The organism is Microbulbifer epialgicus (assembly GCF_041447265.1).
Taxonomy (GTDB): domain Bacteria; phylum Pseudomonadota; class Gammaproteobacteria; order Pseudomonadales; family Cellvibrionaceae; genus Microbulbifer; species Microbulbifer epialgicus.
On the sequence record NZ_JBGMEK010000013.1, the window covers coordinates 80,189 to 98,161 of the forward strand.

Genomic DNA, 17,973 nt, shown 5'->3' on the forward strand with positions numbered 1-17,973 from the left:
TCCGCCGCATTATGGCTCCGATTACGGCAAGTGCAAGGCGCTGGGTTTGACTTCAACCGGGTAGCGTTTATAAAGGCGCCGTAAGCCTCAATATGAACTTATAGGGCACACTCGTGGTCAATCCACGAACAGGTGCTTAGCACCTCTATTGACGACCGGCCAGTATTCATTACCGGCCAGGAAGTCGGGCGGTTCAGGGATGTTCCCCAAAGGCATCGGTCCGGGTGCCGGAGGCAAGATACCAGTGGAGCTGCCACCTGCTGGTACTCTGCCAATGATAGTGACTGGGTATTTCGGCCCCGCTGTCGATTGATGTACTGACCTGGCAGCTGGATACCTCTTTTTATGGCATCGACCAAACGCCGGCGCAGCAAAGCGTCACAAGCGAAGAGACGATATCGCTGGCTTAAATTCCTATTCCTGCTGGCTTTGGTGGGGGCGCTCGCCCTGGCCGGCTATATGGCCTACCTGGATGTGCAGCTGCGTGAGCGCCTGGACAGCCGCCAGTACCAACTGCCGGCGCGCGTTTATGCGCGCCCCCTGGTACTACGCGAGGGGATGGTGATGCATCCGGATGAGTTGGCTTCCGAGTTTGCCGCCCTGAATTATCGCGAGCAGAAAACCCTCAGTGAGCCCGGTTCCTGGTCCCAAGAGGGCATGAACTACCGGGTTTGGCGTCGCGACTTTATTCATTCCGATGCACGCGAACCTGCTGCGTTGGTTTCCTTCCGCCTGCGCAATGATGAGATTAGCAACCTGCGCGATGGCGATGGCCAGCGCATTGCAGAATTCCGCCTGGATGCGGCCAATATTGGCTCCCTGCTCGGCGGAGGCGATGATCGCAATCCGGTGCGGTTTAGCGATATCCCGCCGTTGGTGGCCAATACCCTGATTGCTGTGGAAGACCAGGACTTCCCCAACCATTTTGGCATCTCGCCTCGCGGCATCGCTCGCGCCATGGTGGCCAATGTGCAGGCAGGGCGCTTGGTGCAGGGTGGGTCAACGATTACCCAGCAGCTGGTAAAGAATATCTTTTTCGATCACAAGCCGAGCCTGCAGCGCAAAATCAACGAAGCGCTGATGGCAGTACTGATGGAGATCCATTACGACAAAGGCTATATCCTGCAGGAGTATATTAACGAAGTTTGGCTAGGCCAGCAGGGTGCCCGCGGTATCTATGGCTTTGGTCTGGCCTCAGAATTTTACTTCCAGCAACCACTGGATACCCTGGAACCGCATCAGGTGGCTCTCCTGGTGGGTTTGGCCAAGGGTGCTTCCTACTACAATCCTTGGCGACACCCCGAGCGCGCGCTGCAGCGCCGCAACACTGTATTGGAGTTGATGCAAGAGCAGGGGTTAATTAACCAGGCTGAGTTTGATCTCTACACAGCCAAACCTCTGGGTGTGGTGAAAGGTGGAGTGACTGCGCAGAATCCTTATCCCGCCTTCACTGAGCGACTGCTGGAGGAGTTGCGTCCTTACTATTCTTACGAGGAGCTGCGAACTGCCGGCTTGAGAATCTATACCAGCCTGGCGCCCTCTTTGCAGAAGTTGGCGGAAGAGGCTATCAGTAACGGAGTGCAGCAGCTGGAAAAGGACCGGGGAATCAAGACCAATACCCTGCAGGCGGCCACCGTACTAATGGATAATCACAGTGGTAATGTATTGGCCATGGTGGGGGACCGCGATCCGGATTATCCGGGTTTTAATCGCGCCCTCGAGGCCCGTCGACAGGTGGGTTCACTGATTAAGCCGGCGGTCTTCCTCACTGCCCTGGAGCGCCCAGAGGAGTACAATCTGGCGACGCTTATCGATGACGCGCCTGTGCGCATTGAAGAGGCGGACGGCGATGTATGGATGCCGCAGAATTTCGACAAACTTGCCCATGGCCAAGTGCCTCTATACGTAGCGTTGGCAAAATCCTACAACCTTGCCACCGCGCACCTGGGGCTGGATCTGGGGCTGCAGAATGTGCGTCAGACCATTCGCCGCCTGGGAGTGGAAACCAGCCTGCCGAGGGTGCCGGCAATGTTACTGGGTGCCGTTGAAATGACACCATTTGAAGTGGCCAGCATGTATCAGACTATTGCCAACGGTGGTGAGACTGTGGAGCCACGCACCTTGCTGGCGGTCTCCGATGCCGATGGCGAGCGTGTCCAGAACTTCCGCCGCCGTGCCCATCGCGGAGTCGATGCGGTACCGGCCTACCTGCTGCGCTGGGGGCTGGAGCAGGCTATGCGTGAGGGTACCGGACGCAGGTCTGCGAAGCGTTTACCTAGCAGTGTGGCATTTGCAGGAAAAACCGGAACTACCAATAATAACCGCGACAGCTGGTTCGCCGGTTTCTCCCCGGAAATTACTGCAGTGGTTTGGTTGGGGCGCGACGACAATGAGCGTACCCGCTTGACCGGGTCTACCGGCGCACTGCCGATCTGGACAGAGATTATGCGCAAGTTGCCCCATGAGCACGGGCCAGTGGAGCCACCGCGAGGGGTGGAATTCAAATCGGTGAATGCACGCGGCGAATATATGGACCCGGATTATTGCCGCGGCGGTTATGAAATTCCATTCTCCTACGAGACCCGCCTGCAGCCGGCACCGGAATGTCAGGGGCGTGATCGCTGGCGTTGGTTCCGCAACCTGTTTGGCAATGGGCGCTCACAGGCGGCACCGCGCGAGCAGATGACCCCCGGCTGGGGTGTAGACCCCAGCGAGCAGCAGCTGCGCGAGCAGCGTCGCAGCCAGATGCAGGAACAGCTGCGTGGTGATGATGCGGAAGAATTTGGTATTGATCGGGGTTACGAAGAAGAGCCTGTCGAGCTTCCCCGCAATCCATCTATTGAGTCGGACTCTGGTGGCGCCCCCGTAGAGGAGGCACAGCCCATAGGCCCGGCACTGGAAGACCAGTGGCCCTGATATAAGTCGTGCGACCAGAAGTCGCGTGTAATTTTTGCCGACTAGCCTTGCAGCAGTTGCGCGGCCTCCTCGGCGAAATAGGTGAGGATGCCGTCTGCACCTGCACGTTTAAAGGCGAGCAGAGATTCCAAAATAACAGCCTCCCGCTGTAGCCAGCCGTTCTCGAAGGCGGTGCAGTGCATGGCGTACTCTCCGCTCACTTGGTAGGCGAAGGTGGGCACTCGCAATTCGTCCTTCACCCTGCGCACTATATCCAGATAGGGCATACCCGGTTTAACCATCACCATATCAGCACCTTCCTGCAGATCCAGAGCGCACTCGTGTATGGCTTCATCGGTATTGGCTGGGTCCATCTGGTAGCTAGCTTTACTGCCGCCTTTCAAATTGCCCGCTGAGCCAACCGCGTCGCGGAAGGGGCCATAGTAGGCAGAAGCGTACTTGGCCGCGTAGGACATAATCAGGGTATTGGTGTGGCCTGCCCCTTCGAGAGCTTGGCGGATAGCGCCGATGCGGCCGTCCATCATATCTGAAGGTGCGACTATGTCTGCACCGGCAGCTGCATGGGATAGAGCCTGCTGCACCAGTACTTCTACAGTTTCATCGTTGACGATATAACCGCTGTGGTCCATCAGCCCGTCCTGGCCGTGGCTGGTAAAGGGGTCCAGGGCTACATCGGTAATGACACCCAGCTCAGGCGCAGCATCTTTCAACTCGCGCACGGCGCGCTGGGCCAAGCCATCGGCATCGTGGGCGGCACTGGCGGAGTCTGATTTTGCCGAGGGATCTACCACGGGAAACAGAGCCACTGCGGGGATGCCCAGTTGCTGCAGTAGCTTCGCTTTTCTTGCCAACAAATCCACACTCAGGCGCTCCACCCCTGGCATAGAGGCTACCTTTTGGGTTTCGTTGCGCCCCTCGATTACAAACAGCGGCAGGATCAGGTCATCGCAACTGAGCTGGGTTTCACGCACCAGTCGGCGGGAAAAATCCTGGGCACGCAGGCGGCGCAGGCGGGTGTTGGGATAGGCACCGCGGCCGAGACTTTGACTCATAGTGAATTTACTCCGGCTATCCATAGGGCTGCAGAAATGTCACAGCCACAATTGGCGGCCATCATATCAAATTGCTTACTGCGTTGATTTCGGAGGCTCCATAAGTCCCCTCAGTTAGCCTCCATTTAGGGTTAAGATGAGCGCAGATAGCTCACCAGTGATTTACCGGCGGCTTCAATATGTTGTGCCAGTAATGTTGCGGCTAGCTCTCCATCTCCCCTTTTCAGGGCTTTGAGAATGGAGAAATGCTCCCCCTGGCTAGTGTTTTGGTATTGCAGGCTGCGGGATTGGTAACCGATATAGCGTTCACACTGGCGGTGTAGTTGTTCCACTGCAGAAAAAAGCGTTGGTCGCTCGGCTGCCTTGTAAATGCAGGCATGGAACTGCCAATTCAGGTTGCCGATTTGTTCGGCGGACATTTGGGTGCTGGCCTCCATCGAATCGAGAATATCGTTGGCTCGCCCCAGTACTTCCCTATTGAGCTTATTTAGCGCCAGGGTCTGCAATAGGGGCTCGAGGCGCATACGCATCAGGTAGAGGTCCTCTACTTCTATAGGGTCAAACTGAGGCACTGCAACACCGCGCTTGCCGTGTGGTGAGAGCCAGCCTTCATTTCGAAGTTGATGCAGGGCATCCCGTACCGGGATACGGCTTACATCGTAGAGTTCAGCAAGTTCAACCTGCCTCAATACTTGCCCTGGGGCGAAGCGCCCCCGCTGTAGATCTGCTTTGATTTTCTCGTATAGGCCCATTGGAGCTTATGAACTCCTGCGGTTAAAAAGCCAGTAACAGGCGAGACCGCCCAGTAGACCCCAAAATGCGGAGCTGACACCAAACAAATTAATACCTGAAGCGCTGACTAAGAATGTAATGATTGCTGCTTCTCGATGTTCCACTTCTGCCGTAGCACTTGCCAGGCTATTGCCAATGACCCCTATCAACGCCAAGCCCGCAAGGCCGGCGATCAATTCCTGTGGAAAAGCGCTAAATAATGCCACTACGCTGGCACCACACAAGCCCACGATTAGATAAAAGATACCGGCAGCAATACCGGCGGTATAGCGCTTGTCTGGATTGGGATGCGCCTCTGGACCGGTGCAAATTGCCGCCGTAATAGCGGCCAGGTTGAAGGCAAACCCGCCAAAAGGAGTCAGTAGTAGGGAAGCCAGGCCCGTACCGCTGATGACTGGGGAAATGGGCACTCTTCCATAGCCGCTGGCAGCCAGAGTTGCGGCACCGGGCAGATTCTGGGAGGTCATAGTGACGATAAACAGAGGCAGTCCAATACCGACCAAAGTGGAAAGGCGAAACTCCGGAGTAACCCATACGGGTTGTGCGGCTTGCCAGTGGATTTGATCGAAGGCGATCAATTGTAGCTTCCAGCAGGCAGAGACCCCGACCATGAGTACCAAAAGAATGGCGTACCGCGGCGCCCATCTCCGCCCAAATATGTAGGTTAGGAACATAGTGCCAACAAGAATTGGCTGTGCTTGCAGGGATGTGAATACAGAGAGGCCAAATTGCAACAGTATACCTGCGAGCATGGCACTGGCGAGGGGGGTTGGTACCAGACGATTTACCCGGTCAAAGGCTCCAGAAAGGCCTACCAGCAGAGTTAATATGGCGCTGCAGACGAAAGCTCCAATAGCTTCGGCAATCGGAATCCCGGTGAGACTGGTGGCCAGCAATGCAGCGCCTGGGGTCGACCATGCAGTAATCACGGGGGCCCGGTAATACCAGGAAAAGGCGATACAGGTTAGCCCCATTCCTAGTCCCAGGGCACCGATCCATGAGCCAATCATTAGCTGGTCGGCACCGGCAGCCCGTGCGGCCTCAAAAACAATCGCTGCTGAGCTGGCCACTCCTACCAGAACAGTGATGAACCCGGCGCTGACAGTGGAGAGGCTGGTATCTAAAATTGGCGATTTATTCAAAATGTATACCTTTTAAATTCTGTATACATTTTTGTAGGTGCTTTAACAATACACAAGACTTATGCGTCAAAGCGAGCCAATACCCGAAAAATGGTTGTGATTTGTGTGAGTGGTAAAATGGGATTTAGTGTTGGAGTACAGCACCTGCGGGCGGCAGGTGCTGTAGCGGGGGGCAATCAGTCGAGGCGTGCAAAGACTTTTTCTGCAGCAGCTATGGTTGCTTCAATATCCTCATCGGTGTGAGCCGCGGACATAAACCCGGCCTCGTAGGATGCTGGTGCCAGATAGATCCCCTCCTCAAGCATGCCGTGGAAGAAGTGGTTAAAGCGCTCGTTGTTGCATGCCATTACCTGCTGGTAATTGGTGACCTTTGACTCCTCGGTGAAGAAAAAGCCGAACATGCTGCCGACTTTGTTGGCTGTAACAGGAATGCCTGCGGCCTTCCCGGCAGCGAGAATGCCTTCCACCAGGCGGTCTGTCCTGGCTACCAGTGGCTTGTAGAAGTCACTCTCCTCTACCAAGCGTAGTGTTTCCAGGCCTGCCACCATGGCCACCGGATTTCCGGACAGGGTGCCTGCCTGATAAACCGGCCCCAGCGGCGCTATCTGCTCCATAATTTTGCGTTTGCCACCGAAGGCGCCCACTGGCATGCCGCCACCGATTACTTTACCGAGGGTAGTAATATCGGCTTCGATACCATAAAAGCCTTGAGCGCCGGTCAGGCTCACGCGAAAACCGGTCATTACCTCGTCAAGAATTAACAGGGCACCGTGCTGGTCGCAGACTTCCCGCAGGGTTTCCAGAAAGCCGGGCACCGGGGGAATACAGTTCATATTACCGGCTACGGGTTCGACGATAATGCAGGCGATCTGATCACCGAACTCTTCGAAGCAGGCGCGTACAGCATCTGCTTCGTTGTAACTCAGGGTGATGGTGTGGTCCGCAAGGGCGGCGGGCACCCCTGGGGAGGAGGGGACGCCCATGGTCAGGGCACCGGAACCGGCTTTGACCAGCAATGAGTCTGAATGGCCGTGGTAGCAGCCCTCAAACTTCACAATCTTGTCACGTCCGGTATAACCGCGTGCCAAACGGATGGCGCTCATTGTGGCTTCAGTACCGGAGTTGACGAAGCGCACCAGATCCATATTTGGCCACAGCCGGCAGAGTTCCTCGGCCAGCTCGGTTTCCAGCTCGGTGGGTGCGCCAAAACTGAGGCCGGATTGGGCCTGCTCCACAACAGCCTCAATGACTTCGGGGTGGGCGTGGCCCAATACCATGGGGCCCCAGGACTGCACATAGTCGATATAGCGCTTGTCATCAGCGTCGTAGAGGTAGGCGCCCTCAGCACGACGGATAAATACCGGCGTGCCGCCAACTGCGCGGAAAGCCCGTACCGGAGAGTTAACGCCGCCGGGAATGTACTGCTGTGCTTCTGCGAATAGCTGCTCGGATTTACTCATAGAATTTATTCAGAAATTGCGGAATAGGCCAAGAATCAGCGTGTCATTATCGCGGCGACGGGCCCTGAGGACAATGTGGAGATCGCTGGGGGAGTGGATTGCGGGTTGGCCGGCGGGTCGCACCGGTTGTCACTCCGGTGCGGCAAGTCATTTATCGGGTATGGGGTGAGGCCCTAGCGCTCACACCAGAAAAGACGGTTGGGAATCGGCCGCCCCATACCCAGGCGGCGACTGTCACGAATTGCGCTCCAGGCATATTGCTGGCTGCGACTGACCGTCTCAGTAATGGTCAGGCCGTGGGCGATATGGCAGGCGATCGCCGTGGCCAGGGTTCCGCAGACTCCATAGGCTGCCGGCGGCAACCGTTCCCAGTGAAATTCCCGGATCAGGCCACGCTCGTCATAGAGACGGTTTTGCAGTTGTTGCTTGTGGGGTACGCCGGTGAGTAACAGATAGCGGCAGCCACTTTCCAGCAGCTCCTGGGCCATGGCGTCATGGGTATCGGCCTCCACTGCCATGGCGCGAGCCTCGCGGCGATTTGGGCAGACCATGGTGGCATAGGGGAGAAGTAGGGAGGCCATGGCTTCCCACAGGGGGGGCGCTAGCACACTTTCCTTATCCGCCAGTGTGGCATCGGGGTCGATCACTACCGGGATATCGGGGTAGTCCCGCAATACGCTGTGCAGAGCCCGAACATTCTCTACCGAGCCCAGATATCCCACCTTGATTGCCGCTACCGGCATATCCTCCAGAACCGTGCGGGCTTGCTCTACCAGCAGGCTGTCGTCCACTGGAGCAACTCCAAGGAGTTCGCCGGTGTTACACACACTGATGGCGGAAACCGCGGAGGCAGCGTGGCAGCCCAGGCTGACAGCCGTCTCCGTATCCGCGGCAATTCCGGCACTGCCGCTAGGGTCATGATGGGTGACGGTCAGAATAACGGGCTGCGGTGTATCCATAGAAAATCTACATGACTGCCAAAAGCTGTGCGCCTAATTTTAGTTGCTGGCCGCCCCTCACAAAGAATGATTTTGCGCCAAATTAAAATGGCTTGACCACAGCCAGAATCACAATGGCAAACAGGGCTACAGTCGGAACCTCATTAAAAATACGAAAATAACGTCCGCTGCGGGTATTGGCCCCCTGGGCAAACTTACGCACATAGGCGCCACACATATGATGATAGGCCAGTAACAGCACGACAAAGGTAAGTTTCGCGTGCATCCACCCTGCGGATGTGTAGTAAGCCGGATTCAGGCTATAGAGCCAGATGCCCAGGGCTACGGTAGCGATCATTGCGGGAATAGCGATACCGCGGTACAAGCGCCGCTCCATAATGCAGAAGCGATCGCGACTTACGGCGTCCGTAGCATCGACATGGTAGACAAAAAGACGTGGTAAGTAGAAAAGCGCAGCAAACCAGCACACTATGGCGATAATGTGAAAAGCCTTGATCCACAGCATTGAATATCCCCTCAAAAAGAAACGCGAAAATATTTTATTTCCGGTAAAAGTTATCGATCTGTAGCGGCAGAATAATGCCCGCGATGCGATTGTCCAGTGAGCCGCTCTGGTGACGACTGATATACAGGGCGTCGGCTCCAGTGCTTGTCAGTTTCTGTTGGGCCTCCAGTAGAGTGGCGGACCAGTTTATTTCAGCCATCTGTTTTCGCTCCCCCGGAATTTTTAGCAGGTCGATTAACGGCTTTGTATCTGTGGATTTCTCCTCTTTCGTAACAGCTGTGTCTGCGCTTTCGTTTTTTTCAGCACCCTGTAAATATGTCGCCAGGTCAGCGGCGCGCAACAATTGTGGGGCGGGTTCATCAGGCAGATCGATCAAAATCCATTGGGGGTGTTGGGCGATTAATTCTTTGACTTGCCCCAGGCGGATTTCCCTTGGCTCGATGACAAAATTTCTGTCCATCTCGCTGGCGACGCCGACGCTACTGAGCATCTGCTGGCGCCAAGTTGGAATACCAGCTTTGTTCAGCGCGCGTAGGGTTTCTTGGTAAATGCCTCTGGTTGCGAATAATTGTCTACTGACCAGAGTAGCTACCACGATCATCATCATTCCGGGAAACAAAACATTGGGGTTGTAGGTTAATTCGAGAATCGCCAGTAATGCCGCCAGTGGCGCATTTAACATCGCTGCCATCATGGCGGCCATGCCAACCATGGCGTAGAAACCTGGGCTGGCGGTATGTGGTCCCAGCCATATATTGGCGAGCCCACCGGCGATGCCACCGAGGCAGGCGCCGAGGATCAGGCTGGGACCGATAACTCCGCCGGGAATTCCCAGGCCCGAACCCAGAGCTGTGGCTACCAGTTTGGCAGCAACAATTACTGCCAGAGTGGTAATACCCAGTTCACCCAGCATGGCCATTTGCAGGGTGTCGTAGCCACCACCGAGAATTTCAGGTACCCAGATACCGATAGTACCGGTCACCAGGCCCACCAATAAAAAACGTAAAAAGGGAGAGCGATACTGTTGGCGTGTGAGACCGCGGTGCGCCCAGATAAACATGGCAGCTAACAGGCCGATCGCCAGGGCGCAGAAAAATAGGATTGACAGCTCGCCCAGGGAATTCAATTGTATCGCTGGGACATTGAAGTCCGGCTCGCGCCCAAAGGTGATCTGGGTGACAGCACTACCGGTTACCGCTGCTAGCATTACCGGCAGAAATCCTGCCACGGAATATTCCAGCATCACTACTTCCATGGCGAAAACCATACCGGCCAAGGGTGTGTTAAAAGAAGCAGCGATAGCGGCGGCTACACCACAGCCCAATAAGCTGCGCGCGGAATTGTTGGGTAACCGCAGGGTGCGGGCGAGCCAGCTGCCACTGGCTGCTCCCAGATGAACTGCGGGCCCCTCACGCCCCATGGAGTGCCCGCTAATCAAAGCTATGGCACCGGCAAAAAACTGCAACAACGCGTTTTGTAATGGCATTTTTCCCTGGTGGTTATAGAGACGATCGAGTACGTGCGCCACGCCAACTTCATAGTATTTTGGATTGAGGCGCAGATAGATAATTCCGATGAGCACAGAACCCAGTACGGGAAGTGCAAACCGCCAGTGTGGGGGAAGGGACTCGTAATTCTGTGGAACTGACAAAAAAAATGTTGTGGGCCACTCCATCGCCAAGCGAAACAGGATTGTCACGATGCCTGCAAGCAACCCGGTAATTAGCGCCATACCTACAAGTGGTGCCAAGGCCTCCCTTGCAGAGAGCTGTAAACGTACGTGCTCCAGGCTGTTTGTCTTGGGTAAACACCGGGCTAACAAGTTTTTAAGCAATTTCCTGGGGCGCTGTGACACTGCACATCCTTCAAGTGTTGGGGCTTGTGGTAGAGTGTTCCGCTAATTTTATGATTATTGTCTCAGTTGGCAGATTTACCGGGAGATTCTAGCAAGGTGATTAAGGTAGCAATTGTCGGTGGCACCGGATACACGGGTGTTGAACTGCTAAGGCTTTTGGCGACACATCCGCAAGCAGAAGTTACCGTTATCACTTCCCGCTCTTTGAGGGGCACCCCGGTGGCGGAGTTATTTTCCAGTTTACGCGGCCATTATGACTTAGATTTTTGTGAGCCAGATATTGAGCAATTGTCCGCTTGTGATGTGGTGTTTTTTGCCACTCCCCATGGTGTTGCCCAGGCCCAGGTGCCGGCGTTGATTGAGAGAGGCGTACGAGTTATCGACCTCTCCGCCGATTTCCGCCTCAAAGATATTTCTACCTGGGAGCAGTGGTATGGCCAGGAGCATGCCGCTCCCTCGCTGGCTCAGGAGGCTGTCTACGGATTACCGGAAGTAAATCGTGCCGAGATAGTTGGCGCGCAATTGGTAGCATGCCCGGGCTGTTATCCGACTGCGATCCAGCTGGGTTGGATACCATTGTTGGAGGCGGGCGTCGTTGAGCCGGCGGGCTTAATCGCCAGTGCCGCTAGCGGTGCCAGCGGTGCGGGTCGTCAGGGTAAGACGGACTTGATACTGGCGGAAAATAGTGACAATTTCCGTGCCTATTCAGCCACAGGCCACCGTCACCTACCGGAAATCGAACAGGGGCTGCGCCAGGTCCAGCCCCATGATGCCAGCCCTGCGCAGGTGACTTTTGTTCCGCACCTACTACCCATGATCCGGGGCATACACGCTACTTTGTTCGCCAAGTCCCAAACAGATATGTCACCGCTGGAATTGCAGCAGTTATTTGAAAACCGCTATAAAAATGAGCCTTGTGTGGATGTTCTTCCCGCTGGCAGCCACCCTCAAACTCGTAGTGTGAGAGGCACGAATATGTGTCGTATTTCCGTGATGCAGCCTCAGGATCGGGATACCCTGCTGGTAATGTCAGTAATCGATAATCTTGCCAAGGGCGCTTCTGCCCAGGCGATACAGAATATGAACATTATGTTTGGCTTAACTGAGACTTTGGGCTTGGAGAGCCCGGCGCTGCTGCCTTAAAATCAAAAAAATACGACAAGCGATAAAACCCGGTTAAGCCGTAGCGGATTTTGGGAGCTCAGAGTGAAACGCAGTAAGCAGTACCGCATGAAAGTGGTGCCCCATCGCCCCTTCTCGGGTGTGATCGCCGCCAGTGGTGTCGCCCTGTTGGTACTGGCTACCTCTGCCGGTTCCTATTTCGCTGGGCAATATCAACTGAGTAAAAACCTTGATGAAAAAACCTTGGAATACACTAAGGTACTGGAGCGCCTTGAGGCGCTGAACAGTGAGAATGAAACCCTGCGCATGCGCGCAGCTACCGCAGAGCAGTCGCTGACGATCGGGGAACAGGCCAGTGAATCTGTGCGTACCGAGTTAGTGCAGAAAGAGAACCAGATTGCCGAGTTGAAACAGGAGATCTCTTTTTACCGCGGCGTTATGGCTCCAGCGGATGGTGGGGAAGGGGTTTCCATCGGACGTTTTATCCTCTCGCAGACCGCCGACGCGAGAAGTTATCAGTACAAGCTACAGGTGCAGCAGTCTGCAGCGCGGCGAAATGTAGTTAAAGGTTCCGCTACCTTTACTGTGGTGGGCCGCCAGGATGGTGAACTGAAAAGCTATCCACTAAAGGATCTGTCAGAGCAGGTGGAGAGCGTGTCCATTCCACTGCGTTTTAAATACTTCCAGAATATCGAGGGCGAACTGCGCCTCCCCGAGGGCTTTGTTCCTGAAGGGGTGGAGTTATCGCTCAAGTCTACCGGGCGCAAGGGATTCAATATCGAGCAGCGCTACGGTTGGCTGGTACAGAAAAGCTAGCATTAATGCCAGAGGCATGAGGTTTTAGGGATTATGTTGAGAAAAAAAGAGAAACAAGTAGCTATGGCCAGTACCGGTAGTAACCACACGACCCTAATTGCGCGCCAGACAGAGGTGTCTGGGGATATTCATTTTCGTGGCAATCTGGTCATTGAAGGCAAGGTAAAGGGTAATGTTACCGCGCACAGTGACAGTGATGCGCGCCTGCAGATTGTCGATGGTGGGATTATTGAGGGGGAGATACGTGTGCCTCAGGTGGTGATTAACGGCAATGTAAATGGCGATGTGTATGCCGCACGTCACCTGGAGCTGGCGGCTAAGGCCATGGTGGAAGGCAATGTGCACTACAAACTGATTGAGATGGTAAAGGGTGCCCAGGTGAACGGGGCCCTGGTTTCCAACGTGGATATTAGCTCCGCAGGTGACCCCCCCATGATCGGTTACTCGGAAGATGAAACTGTCATCGAGGCTTCCTGAAGCCCACCCGACAGCCCTGGCAGCTGAATTGTGCCAGGGCCCGTTGCTCGCCAATACTTGACTGATTTCCTGGGTTTAAGCAAGATGACGCCCCCGGGGCTGCTCTCTGCATAGCTTTTATGCGAGTTGCGAACGTCCCGATGAGTTGAGAGAGACTTATGTCAGAAGCTGTATCCTTTTCTCCTGCGCCACTGGTAGTCACCGATAAAGCAGTGGCCAAGGTAAAGAGCCTGTTGGAAGAGGAGGGCAACCCGGAGCTCAAGCTCAGGGTGTTCGTCACCGGTGGTGGCTGCTCAGGGTTCCAATACGGTTTTACCTTCGACGAACTGGTCGCCGAAGACGATGCCATCATTGAGAAAGATGGTATCCAGGTGCTGGTTGACGCTATGAGTTACCCATATTTGGTTGGCGCCAATGTTGATTACGAAGAGGGTTTGGCCGGATCTCGTTTTGTTGTGCAAAATCCCAATGCTTCCTCGACCTGTGGATGTGGCTCCTCCTTCTCGATCTGAGTTGCGCTTTGGCCGATTTGAATAGTGTCTCAGGGGGGGTAAATTGCCCCCAAAACAGCCTCTTCTTTTGCTCCGGTGACTCCGGGGCAGTTGCCGGGCAGGCCGAGTAGCGTTTGTCGGGCCAACCAGGCAAAGCCCACCGCTTCCAGCCAGTTGGCATCGATTCCATAAGTACCGGTGTCGGTAATTGACCAGGTTGGCAGTCGTCTCTGCAGTCGAGACAGCAGATCTTTGTTTTTGGCGCCGCCCCCACAAATCAGTAGTTCCCCGCCATCTGCGAACAAATGCACAGCCTCGGCAATACTGGCGGCAGTTACTTCCGACAGGGTTGCCTGCACGTCTGCAGGAGACAGTTCCAGGCCAGCCAGAGCCTGCTCCAACCAACTGGCATTGAAGGTTTCACGGCCGGTGCTCTTAGGGGGCTCCGCAGCAAAGTAGGGATCGGACATCAGGCGGTTGAGCAGCTCCGGGTTAGCGCGACCACTAGCTGCCCAGGCGCCATCCCGGTCAAACGGTTGCTTCTTATGTAGGTTCACCCAATAGTCCAGCAACGCGTTGCCGGGACCGGTATCGTAGCCGTATACACTGCCATCGGCGGTCAGCTCGGTGATATTGGCCATTCCACCGATATTCACCACTGCGCGATTGCCCTCGGTTTTAAAAGCGGCGCGGTGAAATGCGGGCATCAGTGGCGCACCCTGGCCTCCGAGGGCCATATCGCGCCGGCGAAAGTCCGCTACCGTACTGATACCAGTCAAAGCTGCGATAGTGTTCGGGTCCCCCAATTGTAAAGTGAAGGGGGAGGTCACAGTGCCTGGCGGGCGGTGCCGCACAGTTTGTCCGTGGCTGCCAATTGCGGTTACTGCGCTGGCCTCAATACCGGCACGAGCCAACAGGGTATTGGTGGCCTCGGCAAAAGCCTGGCCGAGCTGTCGGTCCAACTGTCCGGCACGATCCAGTTCAGAGGGACCTGGGGCGCACAGGGCTAGGATGGCATCGCGCAGCGAGGGATGAATCGGGTGGCCTAGAGCTGCCAGGATACGCGGCTTGATTCTCTCTTCGCCGCCAAAATCGACCAGCGCAGCGTCGATAGAATCGACGCTGGTGCCGGACATCAGACCGATAAAAAGATCGGGCATATTGAATGGCGCTTTATCAATTGTTTTCGTCAAGTTTGGCCAGTGCTGGGCCCTGGTAGTTTTCCAGGTTTGCCAGCAGAGGTTGAGTCTGGTTTTTGAAGCGCGTCATTTCAGAGGACGGCACTGACTTGGCTTTGGGAAGCTGGCGGACAATTGTTGCAGGGTTCCGATGCCTTCCGTCCACCAGGAATTCGTAGTGCAGGTGTGGACCGGTTGCGTACCCGGTTGAGCCTACAGTGCCTATTACTTGGCGCTGTTTTACTCGTTGACCTTTCTTCACTTTGCGTTTGGTCAGGTGCAGGTATCGGGTAACGTAGCGTTCTCCGTGCTGAATAAATACATAATTGCCGTTGGGCTTACTGTAACCGGATGCGATCACACGGCCATCCCCGGTCGAGTAGACCGGAGTGCCACGCGGGGCGGCATAATCTGTGCCGTTGTGAGGGCGGCGCGACTTGAAAACCGGGTGCAAGCGCCGTGGATTAAAGTGGGAGCTGATGCGGACTATATCCAGCGGCGTACGAATAAATGCCTTGCGCATGCTTTTGCCTTCAGGCGTGTAGTAATTGGCGTCGCCGCTACTGTCGATGTAGCGCACTGCACTGTAAGTGCGGCCCTGATTGGTAAAACTGACCGCTAGGATCGGCCCATTACCAATTTTTTCCCCATCCAGGAATTTCTCTTCAAACATCACGCTAAAAGTGTCGCCCTTGCGTATATCCAGTGCAAAGTCGATATCGGAGCTGAACACATCAGCCATTTCCATGATCAAGCTGTCACTGAGACCGGCCTCACTTCCGGCAACGAATAGCGAGCTGTCAATTTGAGCTAGGCGATAAGCCGGGTGGCTGTCAGGCTCGCGTTGTACCAGGGTGTGCTGGAAGTCATTACCCTCCGCGCGGGTAAATTTTACTTGGTTGAGACGGTCTCTCTGTAGTTCCAGGCTGTGCAGTTGACCTTCGGAATCTACTTTAAAAGTCAGCTCCTCACCAGGAGTCAGGCGAGCCAGCTTCTTAGCTTCTTTACCGCTGCCGAGCAGCTGATACATTTCGCCCGCGCTCACTTTGGCTCGCTTGAATAGGTCGGAGAGGGTATCTCCATTGCGCACCGTGAGATTCAGGGACTGGATTGCCTCTACTGTCGCACTAGCCAGGGGAATGCCCTGCTGGGGTGAGACAGCCACCAGTTTCCTGTCAACTTTCAGCGTATCTTCGTCCAAGGAAGAGAGATTGACGTCCAGGGGCATACGCTTGGCTTCTACCTCTGGTGTGGGAATAAATACTGCCAGTACGAGTACGCAGGCAGCGGCACCGGCTGTCAGTGCATGTACTCGCGGAAAGTGTTTGCGCAAGGCGCCAATACGGACAGGTGAAGTCGGTTTGCGATGATTTTGCATGGTATTAACGGGCGGCGCCGGCTGTCGTTGTTATCTGCGCTTGAAAATCAGGGTGTTTAAAAAACAGGCATTGAAAGGCCTTTATAGCAAAAAAGCCGCCTTGGTTCACGGGGTAATTGACCCGACTCTCCATGAGTAAGTTCCTTGGCAGTAGTTTGACAGGTCGCGTCGAGCGTCGCTGTCCGCTTGTATTTGCTGCAAACTTCGGTAATGTTGCAGCGCATTTTGCCGCCTTCCGGCGGCGCTAATTTCAAGCCTGAAGATGAGGGGAAAGCATGGCTGGGGTCGACATGACACTGCTTGAAGACTTGGACCGTCGCGGATTAATCAATCAAGCGACCGGTGACGGCGAACTGACGCAGCATTTGTCGGAGAGCCGAACCCTCTATTGCGGCTTTGATCCAACCGCGGACTCCCTTCATATAGGTAGTTTAGTACCACTGCTGACCTTAAAGAGGTTTCAGGCGGCAGGACATAAACCAATAGCGTTGGTTGGTGGTGCTACAGGCCTGATTGGAGATCCGTCGTTTAAGGCGCAAGAGCGCAGCCTTAATACACCCGATGTTGTTGCAGGCTGGGTGGATAAACTGAAGAGCCAAGTTTCTCAGTTTATTAATTTCGACTGCGGCGAGAATAGTGCAGTTGTTGCGAATAACCTCGACTGGACGCGTGAATTGAACGTGCTAGATTTTTTGCGCGTTGTAGGAAAGCATTTCTCTGTTAACAATATGGTTAACAAGGAATCCGTAAAGCAGCGAATTCAACGTGAAGGGGAGGGGATTTCCTTTACCGAGTTCTCCTACATGTTGCTGCAATCAATGGATTTCTCCGAGCTGTATAAATTGCACGATTGCACCCTGCAAATTGGCGGTTCAGACCAGTGGGGCAATATCACCGGCGGGGTAGATCTAACCCGTCGTCAACACCGCGGTAAAGTCTTTGGCCTGACTCTGCCATTGGTGACTAAAGCAGACGGCACCAAGTTTGGTAAAACAGAAAGCGGCACTATCTGGCTCGACCCTAAGCGCACCAGTCCTTATGCCTTTTACCAGTTTTGGCTGAATACTGCTGATGCAGATGTGTACAAATTCCTGCGTTACTTCACGTTCCTTAGTGTCGATGAAATTGATGCGATAGAAACTGCTGACCGTGAACGTGCCGGCAGGCCTGAAGCCCAGGGTATCCTTGCGCGAGAAGTTACTCGCCTGGTTCATGGTGAGGAAGGCCTGGCTGCCGCGGAGCGTATTTCCCGTGCACTCTTCTCCGGAGATATTGCTGATTTGTCCGTAGGTGATTTGGAACAATTGCGTCTTGATGGTTTGCCTTCTTCTGTGCTTCCGAAAGATTTCGGCGAGCAAAGTCTGATCAACCTATTGGTAGACGTGGGCATGGCTCCTTCAGGCAAACCGGTGAAGGACGCCTTGGGCCGCAATGCGGTTTTGGTTAATGGAGAAGCTGTTGGTATGGAGGCGAATGCAAATCCGACCGCGGTTTTTAGTGGAGAAAAGGCTCTTAGCGACAGATACTTTATCGTGCGCTTGGGCAAGAAGAAATACCACCTGTTTAGCCTTGCTGGCTGATGGTTTTTTATCCGGTTTTTGCTTAAAAAATTTTTTACAGAATTGTCATAAAAGTGCTTGCCGGTCCTCTCTGAAGTCCGTATAGTTCGCCTCCTCGCTGCTCAGGCAGCAGCTGGAAGGTAGCTCCAAGTAATTGATTTTCTTAAGAAAATTTCTTCAAAAAGAGCTTGCCAAGCACGGAGAGGCCGCTATAATGCACGCCACTTCAAGCAGGGTCGGAAATGACCTTGCCGGGATTCGGAAAGCTCAC

At 54.7% G+C, this 17,973-nt stretch carries 15 protein-coding genes; 6 read left to right on the top strand and 9 right to left on the bottom strand.

The features are described from left to right. Positions 1 to 345 precede the first annotated feature (345 nt). Entirely contained in the window at positions 346 to 2,916 is a 2,571-nt protein-coding gene (gene mrcB / locus ACCI49_RS08325) for a penicillin-binding protein 1B (RefSeq protein ID WP_371838499.1), read from the top strand. A 41-nt stretch (positions 2,917 to 2,957) separates the two neighbouring features. Here the strand turns inward: mrcB and hemB are convergent, their stop codons facing one another. The 7 genes from hemB to ACCI49_RS08360 form a co-directional block, all read right to left on the bottom strand. Then, positions 2,958 to 3,968: a porphobilinogen synthase gene (gene hemB / locus ACCI49_RS08330; RefSeq protein WP_371838500.1), complete on the bottom strand. Its 1,011-nt coding sequence runs from the start codon at positions 3,966 to 3,968 to the stop codon at positions 2,958 to 2,960. Between the two features lie 131 nt (positions 3,969 to 4,099). Continuing rightward, positions 4,100 to 4,720, bottom strand: coding sequence for a GntR family transcriptional regulator (locus tag ACCI49_RS08335; RefSeq protein WP_371838501.1), 621 nt, complete (start codon positions 4,718 to 4,720; stop codon positions 4,100 to 4,102). A 6-nt stretch (positions 4,721 to 4,726) separates the two neighbouring features. Further along, positions 4,727 to 5,902: a benzoate/H(+) symporter BenE family transporter gene (locus ACCI49_RS08340; protein WP_371838503.1), complete on the bottom strand. Its 1,176-nt coding sequence runs from the start codon at positions 5,900 to 5,902 to the stop codon at positions 4,727 to 4,729. Positions 5,903 to 6,078: 176 nt separating this feature from the next. Then, a complete protein-coding gene (gene hemL / locus ACCI49_RS08345) occupies positions 6,079 to 7,362 on the bottom strand; it encodes a glutamate-1-semialdehyde 2,1-aminomutase (RefSeq protein WP_371838504.1) in 1,284 nt (427 codons plus the stop codon). A gap of 173 nt (positions 7,363 to 7,535) precedes the next feature. Further along, positions 7,536 to 8,321, bottom strand: coding sequence for a bifunctional hydroxymethylpyrimidine kinase/phosphomethylpyrimidine kinase (gene thiD, locus ACCI49_RS08350; protein WP_371838505.1), 786 nt, complete (start codon positions 8,319 to 8,321; stop codon positions 7,536 to 7,538). Between the two features lie 82 nt (positions 8,322 to 8,403). Further along, entirely contained in the window at positions 8,404 to 8,826 is a 423-nt protein-coding gene (gene hemJ / locus ACCI49_RS08355) for a protoporphyrinogen oxidase HemJ (protein ID WP_371838506.1), read from the bottom strand. Positions 8,827 to 8,860: 34 nt separating this feature from the next. Then, complete coding sequence (locus ACCI49_RS08360) at positions 8,861 to 10,681, bottom strand: chloride channel protein (protein ID WP_371838507.1); 1,821 nt, start codon at positions 10,679 to 10,681, stop codon at positions 8,861 to 8,863. 96 nt (positions 10,682 to 10,777) lie between these two features. On the opposite strand from ACCI49_RS08360, the gene argC reads away from it, so the two are divergent. From argC to erpA, 4 genes are all read left to right on the top strand, one after another. Continuing rightward, positions 10,778 to 11,824 carry an N-acetyl-gamma-glutamyl-phosphate reductase gene (argC, locus tag ACCI49_RS08365; RefSeq protein WP_371838509.1) on the top strand — a complete coding sequence of 349 codons (1,047 nt, stop codon included), beginning with the start codon at positions 10,778 to 10,780 and terminating at the stop codon, positions 11,822 to 11,824. A gap of 63 nt (positions 11,825 to 11,887) precedes the next feature. Further along, a complete protein-coding gene (locus tag ACCI49_RS08370; RefSeq protein ID WP_371838510.1) occupies positions 11,888 to 12,619 on the top strand; it encodes a DUF6776 family protein in 732 nt (243 codons plus the stop codon). A gap of 33 nt (positions 12,620 to 12,652) precedes the next feature. Beyond that, entirely contained in the window at positions 12,653 to 13,096 is a 444-nt protein-coding gene (locus tag ACCI49_RS08375; protein ID WP_371838511.1) for a bactofilin family protein, read from the top strand. A gap of 158 nt (positions 13,097 to 13,254) precedes the next feature. Then, positions 13,255 to 13,608 carry an iron-sulfur cluster insertion protein ErpA gene (gene erpA, locus ACCI49_RS08380; protein WP_020411471.1) on the top strand — a complete coding sequence of 118 codons (354 nt, stop codon included), beginning with the start codon at positions 13,255 to 13,257 and terminating at the stop codon, positions 13,606 to 13,608. A 29-nt stretch (positions 13,609 to 13,637) separates the two neighbouring features. Here erpA and ACCI49_RS08385 read toward each other — a convergent pair whose 3' ends face one another. Together ACCI49_RS08385 and ACCI49_RS08390 are read right to left on the bottom strand one after the other, a co-directional pair. Then, complete coding sequence (locus ACCI49_RS08385) at positions 13,638 to 14,747, bottom strand: anhydro-N-acetylmuramic acid kinase (RefSeq protein WP_371838512.1); 1,110 nt, start codon at positions 14,745 to 14,747, stop codon at positions 13,638 to 13,640. Positions 14,748 to 14,763: 16 nt separating this feature from the next. After that, positions 14,764 to 16,143: a peptidoglycan DD-metalloendopeptidase family protein gene (locus ACCI49_RS08390; protein WP_371838513.1), complete on the bottom strand. Its 1,380-nt coding sequence runs from the start codon at positions 16,141 to 16,143 to the stop codon at positions 14,764 to 14,766. A 275-nt stretch (positions 16,144 to 16,418) separates the two neighbouring features. Between ACCI49_RS08390 and tyrS the strand changes: the two genes are divergently transcribed. Then, positions 16,419 to 17,723, top strand: coding sequence for a tyrosine--tRNA ligase (gene tyrS / locus ACCI49_RS08395; RefSeq protein WP_371838514.1), 1,305 nt, complete (start codon positions 16,419 to 16,421; stop codon positions 17,721 to 17,723). Positions 17,724 to 17,973 lie beyond the last annotated feature (250 nt).